At 69.1% G+C, this 16,091-nt stretch carries 14 protein-coding genes; 5 read left to right on the plus strand and 9 right to left on the minus strand.

The window, feature by feature from the left end; genetic code table 11:
• Positions 1-161: 161 nt before the first annotated feature.
• Positions 162-1,652, minus strand: coding sequence for an LVIVD repeat-containing protein (locus ACFVX4_RS36825; RefSeq protein ID WP_389986344.1), 1,491 nt, complete (start codon positions 1,650-1,652; stop codon positions 162-164).
• A 200-nt stretch (positions 1,653-1,852) separates the two neighbouring features.
• Here ACFVX4_RS36825 and ACFVX4_RS36830 point away from each other — a divergent pair, with 200 nt between their 5' ends.
• The gene (locus ACFVX4_RS36830; RefSeq protein ID WP_389986347.1) at positions 1,853-2,539 is read left to right on the plus strand and encodes a DUF305 domain-containing protein; all 687 of its coding nucleotides are present in this window, start codon (positions 1,853-1,855) and stop codon (positions 2,537-2,539) included.
• Between the two features lie 76 nt (positions 2,540-2,615).
• Positions 2,616-4,031 (plus strand): FAD-dependent oxidoreductase, encoded by a 1,416-nt coding sequence (locus ACFVX4_RS36835; protein WP_389986350.1) that lies wholly within the window; start codon positions 2,616-2,618, stop codon positions 4,029-4,031.
• Between the two features lie 2 nt (positions 4,032-4,033).
• Here ACFVX4_RS36835 and ACFVX4_RS36840 read toward each other — a convergent pair whose 3' ends face one another.
• Both ACFVX4_RS36840 and ACFVX4_RS36845 read right to left on the minus strand, forming a co-directional pair.
• Positions 4,034-4,414 carry an ArsR/SmtB family transcription factor gene (locus tag ACFVX4_RS36840; protein ID WP_389986353.1) on the minus strand — a complete coding sequence of 127 codons (381 nt, stop codon included), beginning with the start codon at positions 4,412-4,414 and terminating at the stop codon, positions 4,034-4,036.
• A gap of 135 nt (positions 4,415-4,549) precedes the next feature.
• Entirely contained in the window at positions 4,550-4,930 is a 381-nt protein-coding gene (locus tag ACFVX4_RS36845; RefSeq protein WP_389986356.1) for a winged helix-turn-helix transcriptional regulator, read from the minus strand.
• Between the two features lie 101 nt (positions 4,931-5,031).
• Between ACFVX4_RS36845 and ACFVX4_RS36850 the strand changes: the two genes are divergently transcribed.
• The gene (locus ACFVX4_RS36850; RefSeq protein WP_389986359.1) at positions 5,032-5,667 is read left to right on the plus strand and encodes an NAD(P)-dependent oxidoreductase; all 636 of its coding nucleotides are present in this window, start codon (positions 5,032-5,034) and stop codon (positions 5,665-5,667) included.
• Between the two features lie 23 nt (positions 5,668-5,690).
• Here ACFVX4_RS36850 and ACFVX4_RS36855 read toward each other — a convergent pair whose 3' ends face one another.
• Complete coding sequence (locus tag ACFVX4_RS36855) at positions 5,691-6,107, minus strand: thioesterase family protein (protein ID WP_266423211.1); 417 nt, start codon at positions 6,105-6,107, stop codon at positions 5,691-5,693.
• A gap of 231 nt (positions 6,108-6,338) precedes the next feature.
• Between ACFVX4_RS36855 and ACFVX4_RS36860 the strand changes: the two genes are divergently transcribed.
• On the plus strand, positions 6,339-9,356 hold the full coding sequence (locus ACFVX4_RS36860; protein WP_389986363.1) for a carbohydrate binding domain-containing protein: 3,018 nt from the start codon (positions 6,339-6,341) through the stop codon (positions 9,354-9,356).
• Here the strand turns inward: ACFVX4_RS36860 and ACFVX4_RS36865 are convergent.
• The 5 genes from ACFVX4_RS36865 to ACFVX4_RS36885 all read right to left on the minus strand — a co-directional run bounded on the left by ACFVX4_RS36865 (position 9,349) and on the right by ACFVX4_RS36885 (position 15,336).
• Positions 9,349-10,359, minus strand: coding sequence for a LacI family DNA-binding transcriptional regulator (locus ACFVX4_RS36865; RefSeq protein ID WP_389986365.1), 1,011 nt, complete (start codon positions 10,357-10,359; stop codon positions 9,349-9,351). The genes ACFVX4_RS36860 and ACFVX4_RS36865 overlap by 8 nt on opposite strands.
• A 67-nt stretch (positions 10,360-10,426) precedes the next feature.
• Complete coding sequence (locus ACFVX4_RS36870; RefSeq protein ID WP_389986368.1) at positions 10,427-11,488, minus strand: ABC transporter permease; 1,062 nt, start codon at positions 11,486-11,488, stop codon at positions 10,427-10,429.
• The gene (locus tag ACFVX4_RS36875; RefSeq protein ID WP_389986371.1) at positions 11,485-12,459 is read right to left on the minus strand and encodes an ABC transporter permease; all 975 of its coding nucleotides are present in this window, start codon (positions 12,457-12,459) and stop codon (positions 11,485-11,487) included. The genes ACFVX4_RS36870 and ACFVX4_RS36875 overlap by 4 nt, the downstream gene beginning before the upstream one ends.
• Positions 12,456-14,144, minus strand: coding sequence for a sugar ABC transporter ATP-binding protein (locus ACFVX4_RS36880; RefSeq protein ID WP_389986374.1), 1,689 nt, complete (start codon positions 14,142-14,144; stop codon positions 12,456-12,458). Before ACFVX4_RS36880 ends, ACFVX4_RS36875 begins: the two co-directional genes overlap by 4 nt.
• Before the next feature lie 106 nt (positions 14,145-14,250).
• The gene (locus ACFVX4_RS36885; protein ID WP_389986377.1) at positions 14,251-15,336 is read right to left on the minus strand and encodes an ABC transporter substrate-binding protein; all 1,086 of its coding nucleotides are present in this window, start codon (positions 15,334-15,336) and stop codon (positions 14,251-14,253) included.
• A 345-nt stretch (positions 15,337-15,681) separates the two neighbouring features.
• Between ACFVX4_RS36885 and ACFVX4_RS36890 the strand changes: the two genes are divergently transcribed.
• On the plus strand, positions 15,682-16,086 hold the full coding sequence (locus ACFVX4_RS36890) for a hypothetical protein (RefSeq protein WP_389986380.1): 405 nt from the start codon (positions 15,682-15,684) through the stop codon (positions 16,084-16,086).
• Positions 16,087-16,091: the final 5 nt, after the last annotated feature.

The raw sequence follows: 16,091 nt of genomic DNA on the forward strand, positions 1-16,091 counted from the left end.
TTTTTTGTGTGGGTCAAAGCACTATGTTGTCGCCGCGGCGGCAAGGGAGTGGGGTGGGAGATGCTCGGAGGGGGCGGGGGGGGCGGGGGAAACCGCCCTGCGGGACGCCTGCGATGCTCGGTGGCGCCGGCTGTTGCGGGCCGGGTGGAGGATCCGGCCGGTCAGCGGTCGAAGTAGTCCGGCTGCGTCTGCACATTGAGCTCGTCCAGCCGCACCCGCTTCGCCGGGTCGGTCCGCCGGTCGTCGAGCTTCAGGACGTCGAAGCCCTTGGCGATGTCGTTGGAGTAGATGTAGCCGTTGTAGTAGTACGCCGACCAGGGGCCGGCCGTGGTGACGGCGTCGGTGCTGACCGGGCCGCGCTCGAAGTAACCGATCTCCTTCGGCTTCGACGAGTCGGTGAAGTCCCACACCGACACCCCGCCCTGGTACCAGGCCTGGACCATCAGGTCGCGGCCCTTGACCGGGATGATCGAACCGTTGTGGGCGACGCAGACCTCGGTGTCGGCCTGCGGGCGGTCGATCTTGAAGTAGCTGCGGAAGACCAGCTTGCGGTGGTCGCCCCTGCCGACGATGTCGTAGATGCCGTTGGCACCGCGCTTCGGGCCGATCTCCTCGTTGCAGGTGGCCGCGCCACCGCCGCCGAGCTCATCGGTGAAGACGACCTTGTCCGTCGTCTGGTTGAACGTCGCGGAGTGCCAGAACGCGAAGTTCACATTGTCCTGCACCCGGTCGATGATCTTCGGGTTCTCAGGGTCCTTGATGGAGAACAGCAGGCCGTCACCCATGCAGGCACCGGCGGCCAGGTCCTTCGAGGGCAGCACGGTGATGTCGTGGCACCCGGTGGTCTTGGAGACGCCGGGGTTGTCCGGAGCACCCGGGTTGCCGCCGTCCGGGAAGAGCACCGGGAAGTTCACGACAGCGGCCTTCTCGGGCGCGTTGCGCGGCACCTTGATGACGGAGATCCCGTCGTGCGGCGGCTGGCAGTCGGGGAACGTCGCGCTCGGCGAGTACGAGGAGACGTACACGTACACGTTCTTGCGCTCGGGGACCAGTGTGTGGGTGTGCGATCCGCACGCGGTCTCGACGGCGGCGACGTACTTCGGGTTGCGCTTGTCGCTGATGTCGAAGACCTTCATGCCCTCCCAGGAAGACTTCTCCGTGGCGGGCTGGGTGGTGCTGGTGCAGGAGTTGTCGCTGCGCGAGGAGTCGGTGGACAGGAAGAGCAGGTTGCCCGAGACCGAGATGTCGTTCTGCGAGCCGGGGCAGAGGACCTGCGCGACCGTCTTCGGGGACCTGGGGTTGCTGATGTCGAAGATCCGGAAGCCGTCGTAGTTTCCGGCGAAGGCGTACTTCCCCTGGAAGGCCAGGTCCGTGTTGGTGCCCTTGAGCGCGTCCTTCGGAACGTTGGCCAGATGGGTGATGTTGCCGCTGTGGACGACCTCGTCCACGCCGGGTACTTCGCCGCTGTTGATGGCGGCCGTGGCTTCGGCCTGCTGGGCGGCGGAGACATCGGTTCGGGCCGCGCCCGTGTCACCGGGGTCGGGCGTCGCGGTCGCGGGTCCGGCCATCAGCAGAGTGGCCAGCAGGCCGGCGGCGGCCGCCGCCACACCCAGGCGTCTGCGCCGCACCGGGCTCGTGTGCAACGAAATCACTGCGTCCTCCCATGTATCCGAACGTAGTTGAACGGTTCACGGTCCTCGGCAGTATCGTCCTTCCCATGGTGATCCCAACAGATGGCAACAGAGACGTAATGAAGGTGTCCGACCACTGCCGTGCGGAAGCGTGCTAAGGGCTGTCCCGTGATCCACCAGGGATTACGGGACGGCCCTTAGCACGGTCGGCAGCCACCCATATGGCCATGGAGGTCCACTTGTTGATCCGCCGTCAGACCATGTGTGTACGCAAATCCGTTCTCGTCGCGGCAGCCGTGTCCGCCGCCCTCGCCCTCTCCGCGTGCGATGCGGGAGACGGCGAAAACCGTACGAAGGCGCGGGCCGGCGGGGGCCCTTCGGTGGTGGCGCCCGGAAAGCCGGGCGAGCCCGCACGGACGCTTTCCGCCGAGGAGGCCGCGAAGGCCGCCGGGGACGGCACCCCCAACTCGGCCGACTACCGCTATGCGCAGATGATGATCCAACACCACGCCCAGGCCCTTGAGCTGACCGCGCTCGCCCCGTCCCGCTCCGGATCCTCCTCGGTCAAACGGCTCGCCGAGCGCATCACCGCAAGCCAGAAGCCGGAGATCGGCGCCATGGAAGGGTGGCTCGTGCACAACGACGGTGAGGGGCGCGCATCCGCCCACGATCACTCGGCGATGCCCGGGATGGCGACCCCCGCACAGCTGAAGCGGTTGCGCGAGGCGGACGGCACGGCCTTCGACAAGCTCTTCCTGAAGTTGATGATCACCCACCACCAGGGAGCGATCACGATGGCGACCGAGGTGCTCGCGGAGGGAAACAACGTGCAGATCGAGGAGATGGCCGGGGACGTCGTCGCCCAGCAGACGGTGGAGATCAACAGAATGCGCACGATGTCGTCCTGACGAGGCCCTGGCGCGCCTCTCCCCCGTTCCGCCCACCGGTGCCATGCTGGAGAGATCCTCCGGGAAGAGGTGCGCCGTGCTCCGTGTCGCCGTCGTTGGCTCCGGTCCCAGCGGGGTCTACACCGCCCAGGCCCTGATCGCTCAGGACCGGGTTCCCGACGTCCGGGTCCATGTGCTGGACCGGCTCCCCTGCCCGTACGGCCTGGTGCGGTACGGCGTCGCCCCGGACCACGAGAAGATCAAGTCGCTGCAGAACAGCCTGCGGACCGTTCTGGAACACGAGCGGATCACCTTCCTCGGGAATGTCGAGGTGGGCGGCGACGGGATTCCGCCCGAGCGGCTCGGCGAGCTCTACGATGCGGTGGTCTACTGCGTCGGCGCCGCGACCGACCGCGCTCTCGCCGTCCCCGGCGAGGATCTGCCCGGCAGCTGCTCCGCCACCGAGTTCGTCTCGTGGTACAGCGCGCACCCCGACGCGGCCGCCGACGGCTTCGCGCTCCAGGCTCGTTCGGTCGTGGTGATCGGGGCCGGCAACGTGGCGGTGGACGTGGCACGGATCCTCTCGCGGGGCGCGCGGGAGCTGCGCCCCACCGATGTGCCGCACGGTGCGCTCGGAGCGCTGGCCGGCAGCCGGGTGCGCGAGGTCCACATGGCGGGCAGACGCGGACCGTCACAGGCCAGGTTCACCACCAAGGAGCTGCGCGAGCTGGGCGGTCTGCCCCGGGTCCGGGTCGTGGTGGACGAAGCGGAGCTCGCCCGCGATCCGGCGTACGCCGATCCGTCCCCCCGGGCCCCTGCCCTGTCCTCGCCTCCGAACGCGCCGCCTCCGACGGCGGCGGCGCGGCGCAATGTGGAGGTCCTGCGCGGCTGGGCCGCGGCCGACGCCGAAGGGGCGGGCACCGGCGGAAATCCGGTGCGCACCATCCACCTGCGGTTCTTTCTGCGTCCCGTCGAGCTGCTGGAGCGGCACGGCCGGGTGGCCGGGGTGCGGTTCGCCCGTACCGTGCCGGACGGCAGCGGGGGCGTGCGCGACGCCGGTACGTACGAGGACATCGCCGCCCAGCTCGTGCTGCGGGCGGTCGGCTACCGCGGCATTCCGCTGCCCGGCCTGCCCTTCGACCCGGTGCGCGGGACGGTGCCGCATCTGGCGGGGCGGGTGCTGCGGGACGGGGTGCCGTCGCCCGGGGAGTACGTCGCCGGGTGGATCAAGCGGGGGCCGACCGGGGTGATCGGCTCGAACCGGTCGTGCGCGAAGGAGACGGTGGCTTCGCTGCTCGACGACGCCCCACTGCTCGCGCGGCGCCCGTCGGCACCCGATCCGGTGGCGGCGCTGCGGGCGTGGGGGCTGCGGCCGGTGGAGTGGCAGGGCTGGCTGTCCATCGAGCGGGCGGAGGCGGAACTGGGCCGGTCGCTGGGCCGGGAGCGGGTGAAGATCCCGGACTGGGCGGGACTGCTGAGCGCCGCGCGAGGTGGCGGCCGACACGGATCGTAAGGCTATCGGTCCTCGCCGATGCGCTGGACCTGGCGGTTCGCCGCGTCGAGGACACGGTCGAGCAGCCCGGGGAACAGTGCCTCCAGGTCGTCCCGTCGCAAGCCGTTCATCTTGGCGGTGCCACGGTAGATCTGCTGGACGATCCCGCTCTCGCGCAGCACCCGGAAGTGGTGCGTGGACGTGGATTTGGACACCGGCAGATCGAAACAGGAACAGGTGAGTTCGGACTCGGCCGCGGCCAGCTCGCGGACGATGCGCAGTCGCATCGGGTCGGAGAGCGCGTGGAGTACCGCTTCGATGCGGATCTCGTCCCGCACGGGGTGGTCGAGCACACGGCCACCGGCCTCGGCGGCGCTTGCGGCGGGGGCGCTGGCGGGGGTCACGACGGCTCCACTTCCTGGGCTTGTTCGTTCCACGACCGGGATCGTTCCGGTCTCCCATAATACGAGACCCATCGTAGTTCGACTCACAGGTCGACTGGCACTTCGACATGCACCGGACAGTGGGCCTGTCCCGTCTCAGCCCGTGCGGTCCATACACGATGCCGCCTCGCGGGCTTCGATGAGCTCATCCATGTGGGCCTCCGCCCAACCGCGCACCATGTCCAGCAGGCCGAGCAGGCTCCGGCCGAGCGGGGTCAGTTCGTACCGGACGTGCCGCGCCACTCCGGCATGTCCGGCGGTGCGCACGACGAAACCGTCGCGCTCCAGCGACCGGAGCGACTGGGTGAGGACCTTGGGTGCGATGGTGCGCAAGGGAATCCGCAGCTCGGAGAAGCGCCGCGGGCCGTCCTCCAGACACTGGACGATCATCCCGGACCATTTGTCCCCCACACGGATCGGCATCAGCCCGGAGGGGCAGACCGGGTCGAACATGTCCGGGTCCAGCGGCTTGGTCACGGAGCCACAGTAACGAGGTATCCGGGAGGTAACCACGGGTCCGACCACCTTTCCCGAGCACGTCGGCACAGACGTTCCGGAACGAGAGGCGAGGCAGGCCCATGAGCAGAGTCATCATCTTCGGCGCGGGTGGACGTGCGGGGGCGGCAGCGGTCGGGGAGGCCCTCCGCCGCGGGCACCGGGTCACCGCGGTCGTACGCGTACCGGCCAAGTACCGGAAGCTCGAAGCTCCGGGCGTCGGACTCGTGGCCGGGGACGTCACCGACGCCGAGGCCGTCGCCGCTCTCGCGGCCGGGCACGACGCCGCGATCGCGGCGGTGCACGACGCCGGCGCCGTGCCGGACGCCTTCTTCACAGCGGCGGCCCGCGCGCTCACCAATGGGCTGACGCGTGCCGGTGTGCGCCGGCTCGTCCACGTCGGTCTGTCGGCGACCATGGAGACGGCCGACGGAACCCCGTTGATGGACACCCCTGGTTTTCCGGAGGAGTTCCGTCCCTTCAGCCACAGCCACGCAGCCGGAACCGCGGTGCTGCGTACCGCGGCCGGCGCGCTGGACTGGCTGGTCGTCAGCCCTGCCGGAGACTTCGACCACGACGGGGCACGCTCCGGCCGGTACACCACGGCCGCGGTCGACCCAGCCGCCCGGATCTCCTACGGCGACTTCGCCGTGGCCCTGCTCGACGAGGCCGATGCCCCTCGCCACCACCGCACGCACATCGGGATCGTGGAGATCTGACCGGACCGACCGACGGCCGTCCATCACTGGCTGAGCAGCTCCGGGTTGTCGGCGAGCGAGGCGAGATGGCCGGCCGGATCGGCGATCAGCTTGCGGGCCGTCAGGTCGAGCATCCCCGCCACGCCCGTGACCTCGGCGGCGACGGTGCCGTCCTCCTTGAGGATCTGCTGCGAGACCGTGAACGTCTTCCCCTCGCCGTACACGAACCGGCAGGTCACCCGCACCCGGTCGCCGCCGCGGAGTTCCCGCAGGAACTTCACCGTCGTCTCCAGCGCGACCGGCCCGACGCCGCTGGCCAGCAGCTTGTCCTGCGGCAGGCCGGCGGCGCGCAGGAGTTCCCAGCGTGCGTGCTCCGCGTACTGCAAATAGACGGCCTGGTTCAGATGTCCCTGCGTGTCGAGCTCGTAGCCCCGGACGGTCACGTCAACAAAGTAGGTCATGAACGCCCCAACCCCGTTGTGCAGTCCGCCATTCCCGGTGTCCGCAGCACTGCCGGCGCCGTACCTCTTTACGCACCTGTCATGCCCAGGTAACTTCCTCACCGCAAGAGATTGCAGCAAAATTCCGGCAGATCTTGCTCATCGGAATGGACTGCTCGCCCGAACCCCGAGGCGCGTCAGGGTTCTCCGGCTGCCGCGGCCCCCGGCCGTGGCCCTCCCCTGGAGACACGAATGAAACGCACCCCACGCTCCGTGCTGAGATGCCCCTTGGCGGCAGCCGTAGCAGCTACCGGGCTTCTGGGACTCCTGACCGCCGTACCGGAGACCGCCGCTCCGTCCACCGTTCCCGCCGCGACGTCGGAGAACACCGCGACGGTCTTCTACTACACGAAGACCAGGAACTGGTCGGCGTACGACCTGCATTACGCGCCCGACGGCGGCTCGTGGACGACCGTGCCCGGAGTGCGGATGGAGGCCGCCTGCACCGACTGGGTGAAGAAGACCGTCAGCCTGGGCAGCGCGTCCGGACTGGCCGCGACGTTCAACAACGGCTCGGGCACCTGGGACAACAACGCCGGAAAGAACTACGCGTTGGGCACCGGCAACATCACCGTCAAGGACGGGGTCGTGGCCCACAGCGACCCGTGCACCGACACCGGCCCGGACCCCTCGCCCTCCCCCACGGACACCGGCACCGCCTCGGTCTACTACTCGACGACCACCGTCGGCAGGTCCACCGCCAATATCCACTACCAGCCGGCGGGCGGATCGTGGACCGCCGTGCCGGGCGTGGGCATGGAGGCAGCCTGTACGGGGTGGGTGAAGCGGTCCGTCGATCTCGGCGTTGCCGGCTCCATGCAGGCCGCGTTCAACAACGGCAACGGGGTCTGGGACAACAACAACGGCAGCAACTACACGATCCCGGCGGGTGTTTCCACGGTCAGGGACAAGGTCGTCACCACCGGCGCCGAGAACCCGTGCGCCACGGAACCGGGCGACACCGAGGCCCCGACCCCGCCCGCGAAGGCGAAGGCCGACGCGGACGGCCTGTCGATCGTGCTGACCTGGGACCCGTCCACCGACAACCGCGGCGTCACCAAGTACCAGGTGACCCGGACCGGCGGCACCAGGGGCACGATGGTCACCGACGTGGGCTCCACGGTCTACTCCGATGCGAACCTGGAGGAGAGGACCGCCTACAGCTACACGGTGAAGGCCGTGGACGCGGCCGGCAACGTGTCCGCGGCATCGGCCGCCGCCACCGCCACCACCGGGGAGAAGCCCACCACTCCGGCCGCCGGGAAACCACTGGGCACCGACCCGCGCAAGGACCCGATCTACTTCGTGCTCACCGCCCGGTTCGACGACGGCGACAGCTCCAACAACCGGGGCGGCAGCCAGCACGAGAAATCCGGCAACGCGGCCAACAACGACCCGATGTTCCGCGACGACTTCAAGGGCCTGGTCGACAAGCTCGACTACATCAAGGGCCTGGGCTTCTCCGCGATCTGGATCACCCCGGTCGTACTGAACCGGTCCGACTACGACTACCACGGCTATCACGGCTACGACTTCTACAAGGTCGACGGCCGGCTGGAGTCCGCCGGCGCCTCGTACCAGGACCTGATCGATGCCGCCCATGCCAAGGGCATGAAGATCTACCAGGACGTCGTCTACAACCACTCCTCGCGCTGGGGCGCCGAGGGCCTCTTGACACCGACGGTGTACGGAGTCCGCGACGACCAGTGGAGCTGGTACTACGACGAGAAGAACGAGGACTTCGAGTACGACGGTGTCAGTGTCGAGCCGAAGTCCGGGAAGTCGTACTACAACGGCGATCTCTGGTCCACTGCAGAACCGTCCGGAAACACCTGTCTCAACTGGGGCAAGCCCACTGGCGGAACCTCCCCGGAGGGCTACAAGCTGTACAACTGCCAGTGGCCGAACCCGACTTCGGGCATGTTCCCCAAGGTCTACTACCACAACTGCTGGCTCGGGAACTGGGAGGGCGAGGACTCCCGCAGCTGCTGGCTGCACGAGGACCTGGCCGACTTCAACACCGAGAGCGCGCCCGTCCAGAACTACCTGATCGGCGCCTACGACAAGTACATCGACATGGGCGTCGACGGCTTCCGCATCGACACCGCCGTCCACATTCCGCGCACCACGTGGAACCGCCGCTTCCTGCCCGCCATCCAGGAGCGCGTCGCCTCACGGTTCGGTGCCGAGGCGGCGAAGAACTTCTTCGTCTTCGGTGAGGTCGGAGCCTTCGTGAACGACAAGTGGAACCGTGGCTCGGTCAATCACTCCGCACAGTTCTTCACCTGGAAGGAGCGCAAGGAGTACGACGCCGACGACACCGAGGCCGCGCTGGAGATGTACGACTACGAGGAGCAGCTCGGCACCGGAGCCCAGCCCACCTCCACCAACGCCTTCCTGGACGGAAACGCCTACCACACACCGGACCACAGCCGGTTCTCCGGCATGAACGTCATCGACATGCGGATGCACATGAACTTCGGTGACGCCGACAACGCGTTCCACAACGGCAAGGACTCCGACGACAGTTACAACGACGCCACGTACAACGTCGTGTACGTCGACAGCCACGACTACGGGCCCAACAAGAGCAGTGAGCGCTACGCGGGCGGGACCGACGCCTGGGCCGAGAACATGTCGCTGATGTGGACGTTCCGCGGCATCCCGACTCTCTACTACGGCTCCGAGATCGAGTTCCAGGCGGGCAAGAAGATCGACTGCGGGCCCAGCTGCCCACTGGCGAGCACCGGTCGTGCCTATTACGGCGACCATCTCGCCGGCACGATCGAGGCGTCCGACTTCGGCAAGGTCTCGTCGGCCACCGGCGAGGTCGCCGACACGCTCGCCAAGCCGCTGGTCAAGCATCTCCAGCGGCTGAACGAGATCCGGCGCGCCGTGCCCGCGCTGCAGATGGGCCAGTACTCCACCGAGGGCATCACCGGCTCGATGGCGTACAAGCGCCGCTACACCGACACCGCGAGCGGGACCGACAGCTTCGCGCTGGTGACCGTCACCGGCGCGGCCGACTACACCGGGATCCCCAACGGCACCTACAAGGACGCCGTCACCGGGGACACCCGGGTGGTGTCGGACGGCAAGCTCTCGGTCGCCGCACCCGGCAAGGGCAATCTGCGCGTCTACGTCCTCGACCTGGGCGGCAGGAACGCGGCGCCCGGCAGGATCGGCACGGCGGGTCCGTATCTCAAGTAGTAGTTGTGGATTCGCGGACGACGAGCCGGTAGCCGGGGCGGGGCCGCCGTGGTTCGGACACCGGGCCGCCGGAGAGCCGTTCGACCAGGCTGTCGACGGCGAGCCGGGCGATCGCCTCCTTGTCGGGGGCGATGGTGGTGAGCGTGGTGGCCCCGTACAGGCTCTCCTCGATGTTGTCGAAACCGACGACGGCGACGTCCTCGGGGATGCGGAGCCCGCGTGAACCGAGGGTGCGCATGGCGCCGATGGCGATGAGGTCGTTGTACGCGAACACCGCGTCGGGCCGCTCTCCCCGGTCGAGGAGGGCGGCCATAGCGGTGGCGCCGTCCTCGCGCCCGTAGCCGTCGGTGACCACCACCAGCGACTCGTCGGGCTCGATGCCGGCCGCGGCGAGTTCCTCGCGCCAGCCGCGCAGCCGCAGATGGGCGGGCTGGCGCTCGCGTCCGGTTCGGGAGCCGAGAAAGGCGATCCGGCGGTGACCGCGCTCGATGAGATGGCGTACGGCGTCGCGGGAGGCGGCCACGTTGTCGATGGCGATGTGGTCGTACGGGGCCTCGTACTCCCGCTCGCCGAGCAGGACCAGGGGCGCGGTCTCGGTGCGCGCCATGAGGTCCTCGGTCTCCAGGTGGATCGGGCTGAGGATGAGGCCGTCGATCACATGGGACCGGAAGCCCTGGCTGACCAGGAGTTCCTTCTCGCGGAGGCCGGCGGTGTGGTCGACCAGGACGGTGTAGTCGTGCCGGGCGGCGGCGTCGACGACCGCGCCCGCGAGCTCCGCGAAGTACGGGTTGCCGAACTCGGGCACGGCGAGCGCGATGATGCCGGTGCGGCCCTTGCGCAGATGGCGTGCGGTGAGGTTCGGCCGGTAGCCGAGTTCGTCGATGGCCTGCTGCACCTTGGCGCGCATCTTCGGTGTGACGTGTTGATAGTTGTTCACCACGTTCGACACGGTCTTGATGGACACGCCCGCCCGTTGTGCAACGTCCTTGAGGCTGACGCCCACGGCACTCCCCGCTTCGGTTCGATGCGCACCGGTGCGCACTGGATCGGCCCGGCTGGTCCGGCACGGCTCAGGTGGTTCTGCGGCTGCGCGCCAGACCGCGCTGGGCCACGACGACAACGATAAGGAACCCTCCGCTGACCACCGACTGGTACGAGGAGTTCAGCGAGCCGATCTGGTTGATGAGGTTCTGGATGACGGCCAGCAGCAGGACGCCCCAGAGGGTGCCGCTGACCGATCCCGCGCCGCCGACGAGGAGGGTGCCGCCGATGACGACAGCGGAGATCGCGTCGAGTTCCGTGCCCACGCCGACGATGGTGACGCCGGAGGACAGCCTGGCCGCGTTCAGCGCACCGGCGAGTCCGGCCAGCAGACCACTGAGCGTGTACACAAGGAGTTTCGTACGGGCGACGGGCAGGCCCATCAGGGTGGCCGCGTCGCTGCTGCCGCCGACGGCGAAGAGGGTCTGTCCGAACGAGGTGCGCTGCAGCAGCAGTCCGCCGGCGCCGAACAGCCCCAGGGCGATGAGGACCGGGTGGCCGAAGCCCCATACACTGCCCTGCCCCAGCTCGGCGAAGGCGGAGCCCTTGGGCACCAGGTAGGTGGTGGCGCCCTCGTCGGTGAAGGCGAGGAGCATGCCGCGGGCCGCCAGCAGGGTCGCGAGGGTGACGATGAAGGGGGCCATCCCGGCGCGGGCGATCAGGAATCCGTTGAGCAGGCCGATCGCGCCGCAGACCGTGAGCGGTACGAACAGTGCGGGCAGGATGCCCCATTGCGAGGCCCACGCGGCGAGCACTCCGCCGAGGGCGAAGACGGAGCCGACGGACAGGTCGATGCCGCCGGTGATGATGACCATGGTCATGCCGAGGGCGACCACGGCAAGGAACGACGCCTGCACGGTCACACCGCGGGTGTTGTCCAGTGTGGCAAACGTCGGGTAGACGAACGAGGCGACGATCACGACGGTCAGCAGGACGGCGAGCACACCCTGGCGCTGGAGGAGTCCGACGAGCCGTTGCGTGAGCGCGGGCTCGGGCCCTGCTGCGGGGCGGGGTGCGCCGTCTTCGGATGCTGCGGGGCTCTTGCGCGGCGGGAGGACCTGGGCCACCGCCGCGGGTGTGGTTTCGTTCATCGGGACCGACGCTCCCGGGCGACGTAGACGGCGGCGACGATGATGGCCGCCTGGGCGATCTGTGCGGTGGAGTCGGGCAGGTCGTGCTTGACGAGAGTGGCCCGCAGCAACTGCATCAGCAGGGCGCCCGCGACGGTGCCGAGCACCCGGACGGAACCGCCGTCGAGGGGGGTGCCGCCGACCACGACCGCCGTGATGGCGGAGAGTTCCATGAGGGTGCCGAGCGAGGAGGGGTCGCTGGCGGTGAGCCTCGCGGTGGCGAGGATGCCGGCGAGGGCGGCCAGCACTCCGCAGAGCACGTACACGCCGATGAGTACGCGACGCACGGGCAGTCCGGCCAGGGCGGCGGCGGAGCGGTTGCCTCCGACGGCCACGAGCCGGCGGCCGAAGGTGGTGCGCCGGACGAGGAAGGCCACGGCCACGGCGAGGATCGCGGCGATCAGTACGACCAGCGGGATGCCGAGGAAGGAGCCGGTGCCGAGCGCGAGCAGGTCGGGGTTGACGATCTGCTTGAGCTGTCCGTCGGCCATGACGAGGGCAAGGCCCCGGCCGCCGACGAACAGCGCGAGCGTGGCGACGATCGGCTGCAGTCCGACGATCGAGACCAGGGTGCCGTTGACCGCCCCGACGACCGCGCCGGCAAGCAGAGCGACGACGAGCGCGGGCACGAGCCCGTATCCGAGGTAGAGCGGCAGAAGCGCGGCGGCGAGCGCCATCGTCGAGCCGACGGACAGGTCGATGCCCTCGGTACCGATGACCAGGGCCATGCCCAGGGCGACGATGACGACGGGGGCGACCTGGACGAGCTGGGTGCGCAGATTGTCGCCGGTCATGAAGTGCTCGGTGAACAGGGCGTTGAAAACGAACACCGCCGCCACGGCGACGTACACGCCGTACTCCTGGTACCAGGCGGGGTCGCGCAGCCGGGCCAGGGGGCGGCCGCGGGCGGGGAGGGCGGCCTGAGTGGTCATCGGGGGTCCTCCTGAGCGGCCGGGGCCTTCCCGGCGGGCGCCGGTGAGTGGTCGGCGAGCACTTCGAGCAGATGGCTCTCGGTCACCGCATCGCCCGCGAGTTCGCCCGCCACCGAGCCGCCGCGCAGCACGACGATGCGGTCGGCCCCCTCGATGAGTTCCTCGATGTCGGAGGAGATGAGCAGGACGGCGAGGCCCTCGCGGGCGAGGTCGTCGACGAGGCTCTGGACCTCGGCCTTGGCGCCGACATCGATGCCGCGGGTCGGTTCGTCGAGCAGCAGCACCTTGGGCTCCAGGCAGAGCCAGCGGGCGAGGAGAACCTTCTGCTGGTTGCCTCCGGAGAGTTCGCCGACCTTCTGCTCGGGGCTCGCCGCCTTGATCCGCAGCCGTTTCATGAAGGTGTCGACGACACGGTCCTGTTTGCGGCGGGAGACCACACCGAAACGGGAGAGCCGGGGCATGGCGGCCAGCACGATGTTCTCGCGCACGGAGAGGCCGGGCACGATGCCTTCGGCCTTGCGGTCCTCGGGCAGCAGACTGATTCCGGAGCGGATGGCACCGGCCGAGCCGATCCGGCGCAACTTCCGTCCGCCGACCGTGAGTTCTCCGGAATCCAGGCTGAGCGCACCGGCGAGTGCCTTCACCGTCTCGCTGCGGCCGGAGCCCAGGAGGCCGCCGAGGCCCAGCACTTCGCCACCGTACAACGACAGTGATATGTCGTGGAGTTGGTGGCGACGGTTGAGGCCGGTCGCGGTGAGTACCGGGGTGCGTGCCGTGTCGTGCCCCTCGCCTGCGGAGCCGGTGATACCGGTGCGGCTGGTCCGGCTGGTGATACCGGTGCGGCTGGTGATACCGCTGAGCCGGGTGCGACCGGTGCGGCGGACCTCGGACAGATCGCGGCCGAGCATCATCGAGACGAGTTGCATGCGGTCGAGGCCGGCGAGGTCGCCGGTGTGGATGTGGCGGCCGTCGCGGAGCACGGTGACGCGGTCGCAGATCCGGTACAGCTCGTCCATGCGGTGGCTGACGTAGAGGACGGCGATGCCCTGGCCACGCAGGTTCTCGATGACGCGGAAGAGGGTCTCGACCTCGCGCGGTTCCAGCGAGGAGGTGGGTTCGTCCATGACGACGACCTGGGCGTCGACCGAGACGGCGCGGGCCAGGGCGACCATCTGCCGGGTGCCGATGCCCAGCGTGTGCAGGGGCTTTCGGGGGTCGACGCGGATGCCGAAGTCGTCGAGCAGTTCGGTGGTTTCGCGGTGCATCCGGGCGAAGTCGATGAGGCCGATGCGGTTCTTGGGCTCACGGCCGAGGAAGATGTTGCGCGCCACGCTCATCAGCGGGACGAGGTTCACCTCCTGGTAGATGGTGGAGATCCCGGCCTGCTGGGCCTCGGACGGCCGGGCGAACCCGACGGGTTGTCCGCTCAGCCGGAGCTCTCCCCCGTCGGGCCGGTGGACACCGGTCAGGACCTTGATCAAGGTGGATTTGCCGGCGCCGTTCTCCCCCACCAGCGCATGGGTCTCCCCGGCGCGCAGGGAGAAGGAGACGTCGTCGAGTGCGATGACGCCCGGGAACCGCTTGCTCACCGAGCGGGCTTCGAGGACGGTACCGGCGGCGGGCGGAACGGTCGCCGCCTCCGGGTGGGCTGCCTGCGCCTGCGGTACTGCTTCCGGTGGTGCCATGAGTCGTCTTGGCCTTCCGCTGTTCCGGGAGTGTGGGCCGGTGCCACCGTGGCGGGTGGTGCGCCACGGCGGAGGAGGACCGGAGGCTGGGAACAGATCGGTGCGGTCAGTACGCCCCGCCGAGCGAGGCCTTGGCGTTGGACTCGTCGTACGCCCGGTCGGAGATGATGACGTTCTCCGGGATCTCCTCGCCGCCGTAGAACTTCTGGGCGGTGGCGAAGGCGAGCGGCCCGAAGCGCGGGTTCGACTCGATGACGGCGTTGTAATCGCCGTTGACCAGGGCCTGCACGGCGTTCCGGGTGCCGTCCACGGATACGATCTTGACGTCCTTGCCGGGCTTCTTCCCCGCGGCCTTGAGGGCGGTGACGGCGCCGAGACCCATCTCGTCGTTCTCCGCGTAGACGGCGGTGATGTCGGGCTTGGACTGGATGAGCTGCTCCATGACCTGCTGGCCCTTGTCGCGGGCGAACTCGCCGGTCTGCCGGGCGACGATCTGCAGGCCGGGCGCCTGGGCCTCGATCCGGTCGACGAAGCCCTTGGTGCGGTCGGTGGTGACGTTGTTGCCGGACGCGCCGAGGAGGATGGCGACCTTGCCCTTGCCGCCGGTCGCCTTGATCATCGCGTCGGCCGCGCGCTTGCCCTGCTCCACGAAATCGGAGCCGAGGAAGGCCACGAAGTCCTTGCAGACGGTGGAGTTGACCTTGCGGTCGATGGTGAGCACCGGGACCTTCTTGGCCGCGGCCGCCTTGAACGCGGGCTCCAGACCGTCGGAGTTCAACGGGGCGACGATCAGAAACTGGGCGCCCTGGGACAGCATGTCCTGGATGTCGCTGATCTGCTTGGAGAGCTGCGACTGCGCATTGGTGGTGAGCAGCTTCTTCACGCCGATCTTCTTGGCCTCGTCCTTGATGGACCGGGTCTCGGCGATACGGAACGGGTTGGCTTCCTTCTCCGACTGCGAGAAGCCGACGACCGCGTTCTTCAGGTCCAGCTTCGGCGCACCGTACGTCTGGAGCGAGCACCCCGGACCGGAGCTGCTTTCGGGGGACTTGGCCGCCTGGGCGGCCTGGCTGTTGTCCCCGCCCGCGTCGTCCGGGGTCTCCGACTTGGAGCAGCCGGAGGCGGCCAGCGTGGCGGTAGCGGCGAGGAGGCAGGCCAGGGCGAGGGTACGGGTTCGGCGCTGGATCATCATGCGCGGGACGCTCCTTGGCGGGAGGACGGCACGCTCGCCGGCGTGCGGTGGGGGCATGGCGGCTCGGTTTACAACGTTATATAGGCGGTGTGACACGAGCGGCAAGACGTCGTCGAGTTGTTTCTGCGAGGCGCCGAACCCACCTTGCGGAATACCGAACTCCCTTATGGGGCAAGGCTGCAGGCACCTCCCGCCTCGTTCCTGCTGCCGGGATCGTGGTGCGGACGGGTGGCGCCGACGGCCGGAGCGCCGATCGTGATGTCCCTGCCGTGCGGGCGGTCGGCGGCGCTCGGGAGGAGCGGTGCGCCGACACCCCGGCCTCCCGGGTCTGAGACGGTCGGGCGCATGAGGGGATGGACGGGACGCGCGCCCTGGTGGGTGGTGGCACTCGTGGCGCTGTACGTCGTGGTCCTGGTCCTCGTGGGCGCCGCCTCCCACTTCGCCGGCCTTCTCCGCCACGGCCTGCGTCCCTACGACTGGGCCCCCGACTGGCTGAACCTGTACTGGTCCTCGCTGGCCGTCCTCGACTCGTCGGCCGCCCTGCTCCTGCTCCGCGGGAGGCGGGCCGGTGTGGACCTCATGTGCGCGATCATGGCGACCGATCTGGCGGCCAACTGGTACGCGGCGTACGGCATCCAGCACATCGACGTGTCGGCCCAGCCGGGGTTGCAACGCCTCACCGCTTTCACCGTCCTCGCTCTTGCGACCGGGCCCTTCGTCCGCAGCCGCCTCACCCCCGCCACCGGGTGAAACAC

It is taken from the genome of Streptomyces sp. NPDC058240 (assembly GCF_042882135.1).
Taxonomy (GTDB): domain Bacteria; phylum Actinomycetota; class Actinomycetes; order Streptomycetales; family Streptomycetaceae; genus Streptomyces.

Excerpts from the sequence above, each read along its gene's own strand:
- ACFVX4_RS36830 (WP_389986347.1), top strand. The coding sequence starts at position 1,853 with ATGGCCATGGAGGTCCACTTGTTGATCCGCCGTCAGACCATGTGTGTA.
- ACFVX4_RS36850 (WP_389986359.1), top strand. The coding sequence starts at position 5,032 with ATGAGCAGAGTCATCATCTTCGGCGCGGGTGGACGTGCGGGGGCGGCA.
- ACFVX4_RS36855 (WP_266423211.1), bottom strand. The coding sequence starts at position 6,107 with ATGACCTACTTTGTTGACGTGACCGTCCGGGGCTACGAGCTCGACACG.
- ACFVX4_RS36860 (WP_389986363.1), top strand. The coding sequence starts at position 6,339 with ATGAAACGCACCCCACGCTCCGTGCTGAGATGCCCCTTGGCGGCAGCC.
- ACFVX4_RS36870 (WP_389986368.1), bottom strand. The coding sequence starts at position 11,488 with ATGAACGAAACCACACCCGCGGCGGTGGCCCAGGTCCTCCCGCCGCGC.
- ACFVX4_RS36875 (WP_389986371.1), bottom strand. The coding sequence starts at position 12,459 with ATGACCACTCAGGCCGCCCTCCCCGCCCGCGGCCGCCCCCTGGCCCGG.
- ACFVX4_RS36880 (WP_389986374.1), bottom strand. The coding sequence starts at position 14,144 with ATGGCACCACCGGAAGCAGTACCGCAGGCGCAGGCAGCCCACCCGGAG.
- ACFVX4_RS36885 (WP_389986377.1), bottom strand. The coding sequence starts at position 15,336 with ATGATGATCCAGCGCCGAACCCGTACCCTCGCCCTGGCCTGCCTCCTC.
- ACFVX4_RS36890 (WP_389986380.1), top strand. The coding sequence starts at position 15,682 with ATGAGGGGATGGACGGGACGCGCGCCCTGGTGGGTGGTGGCACTCGTG.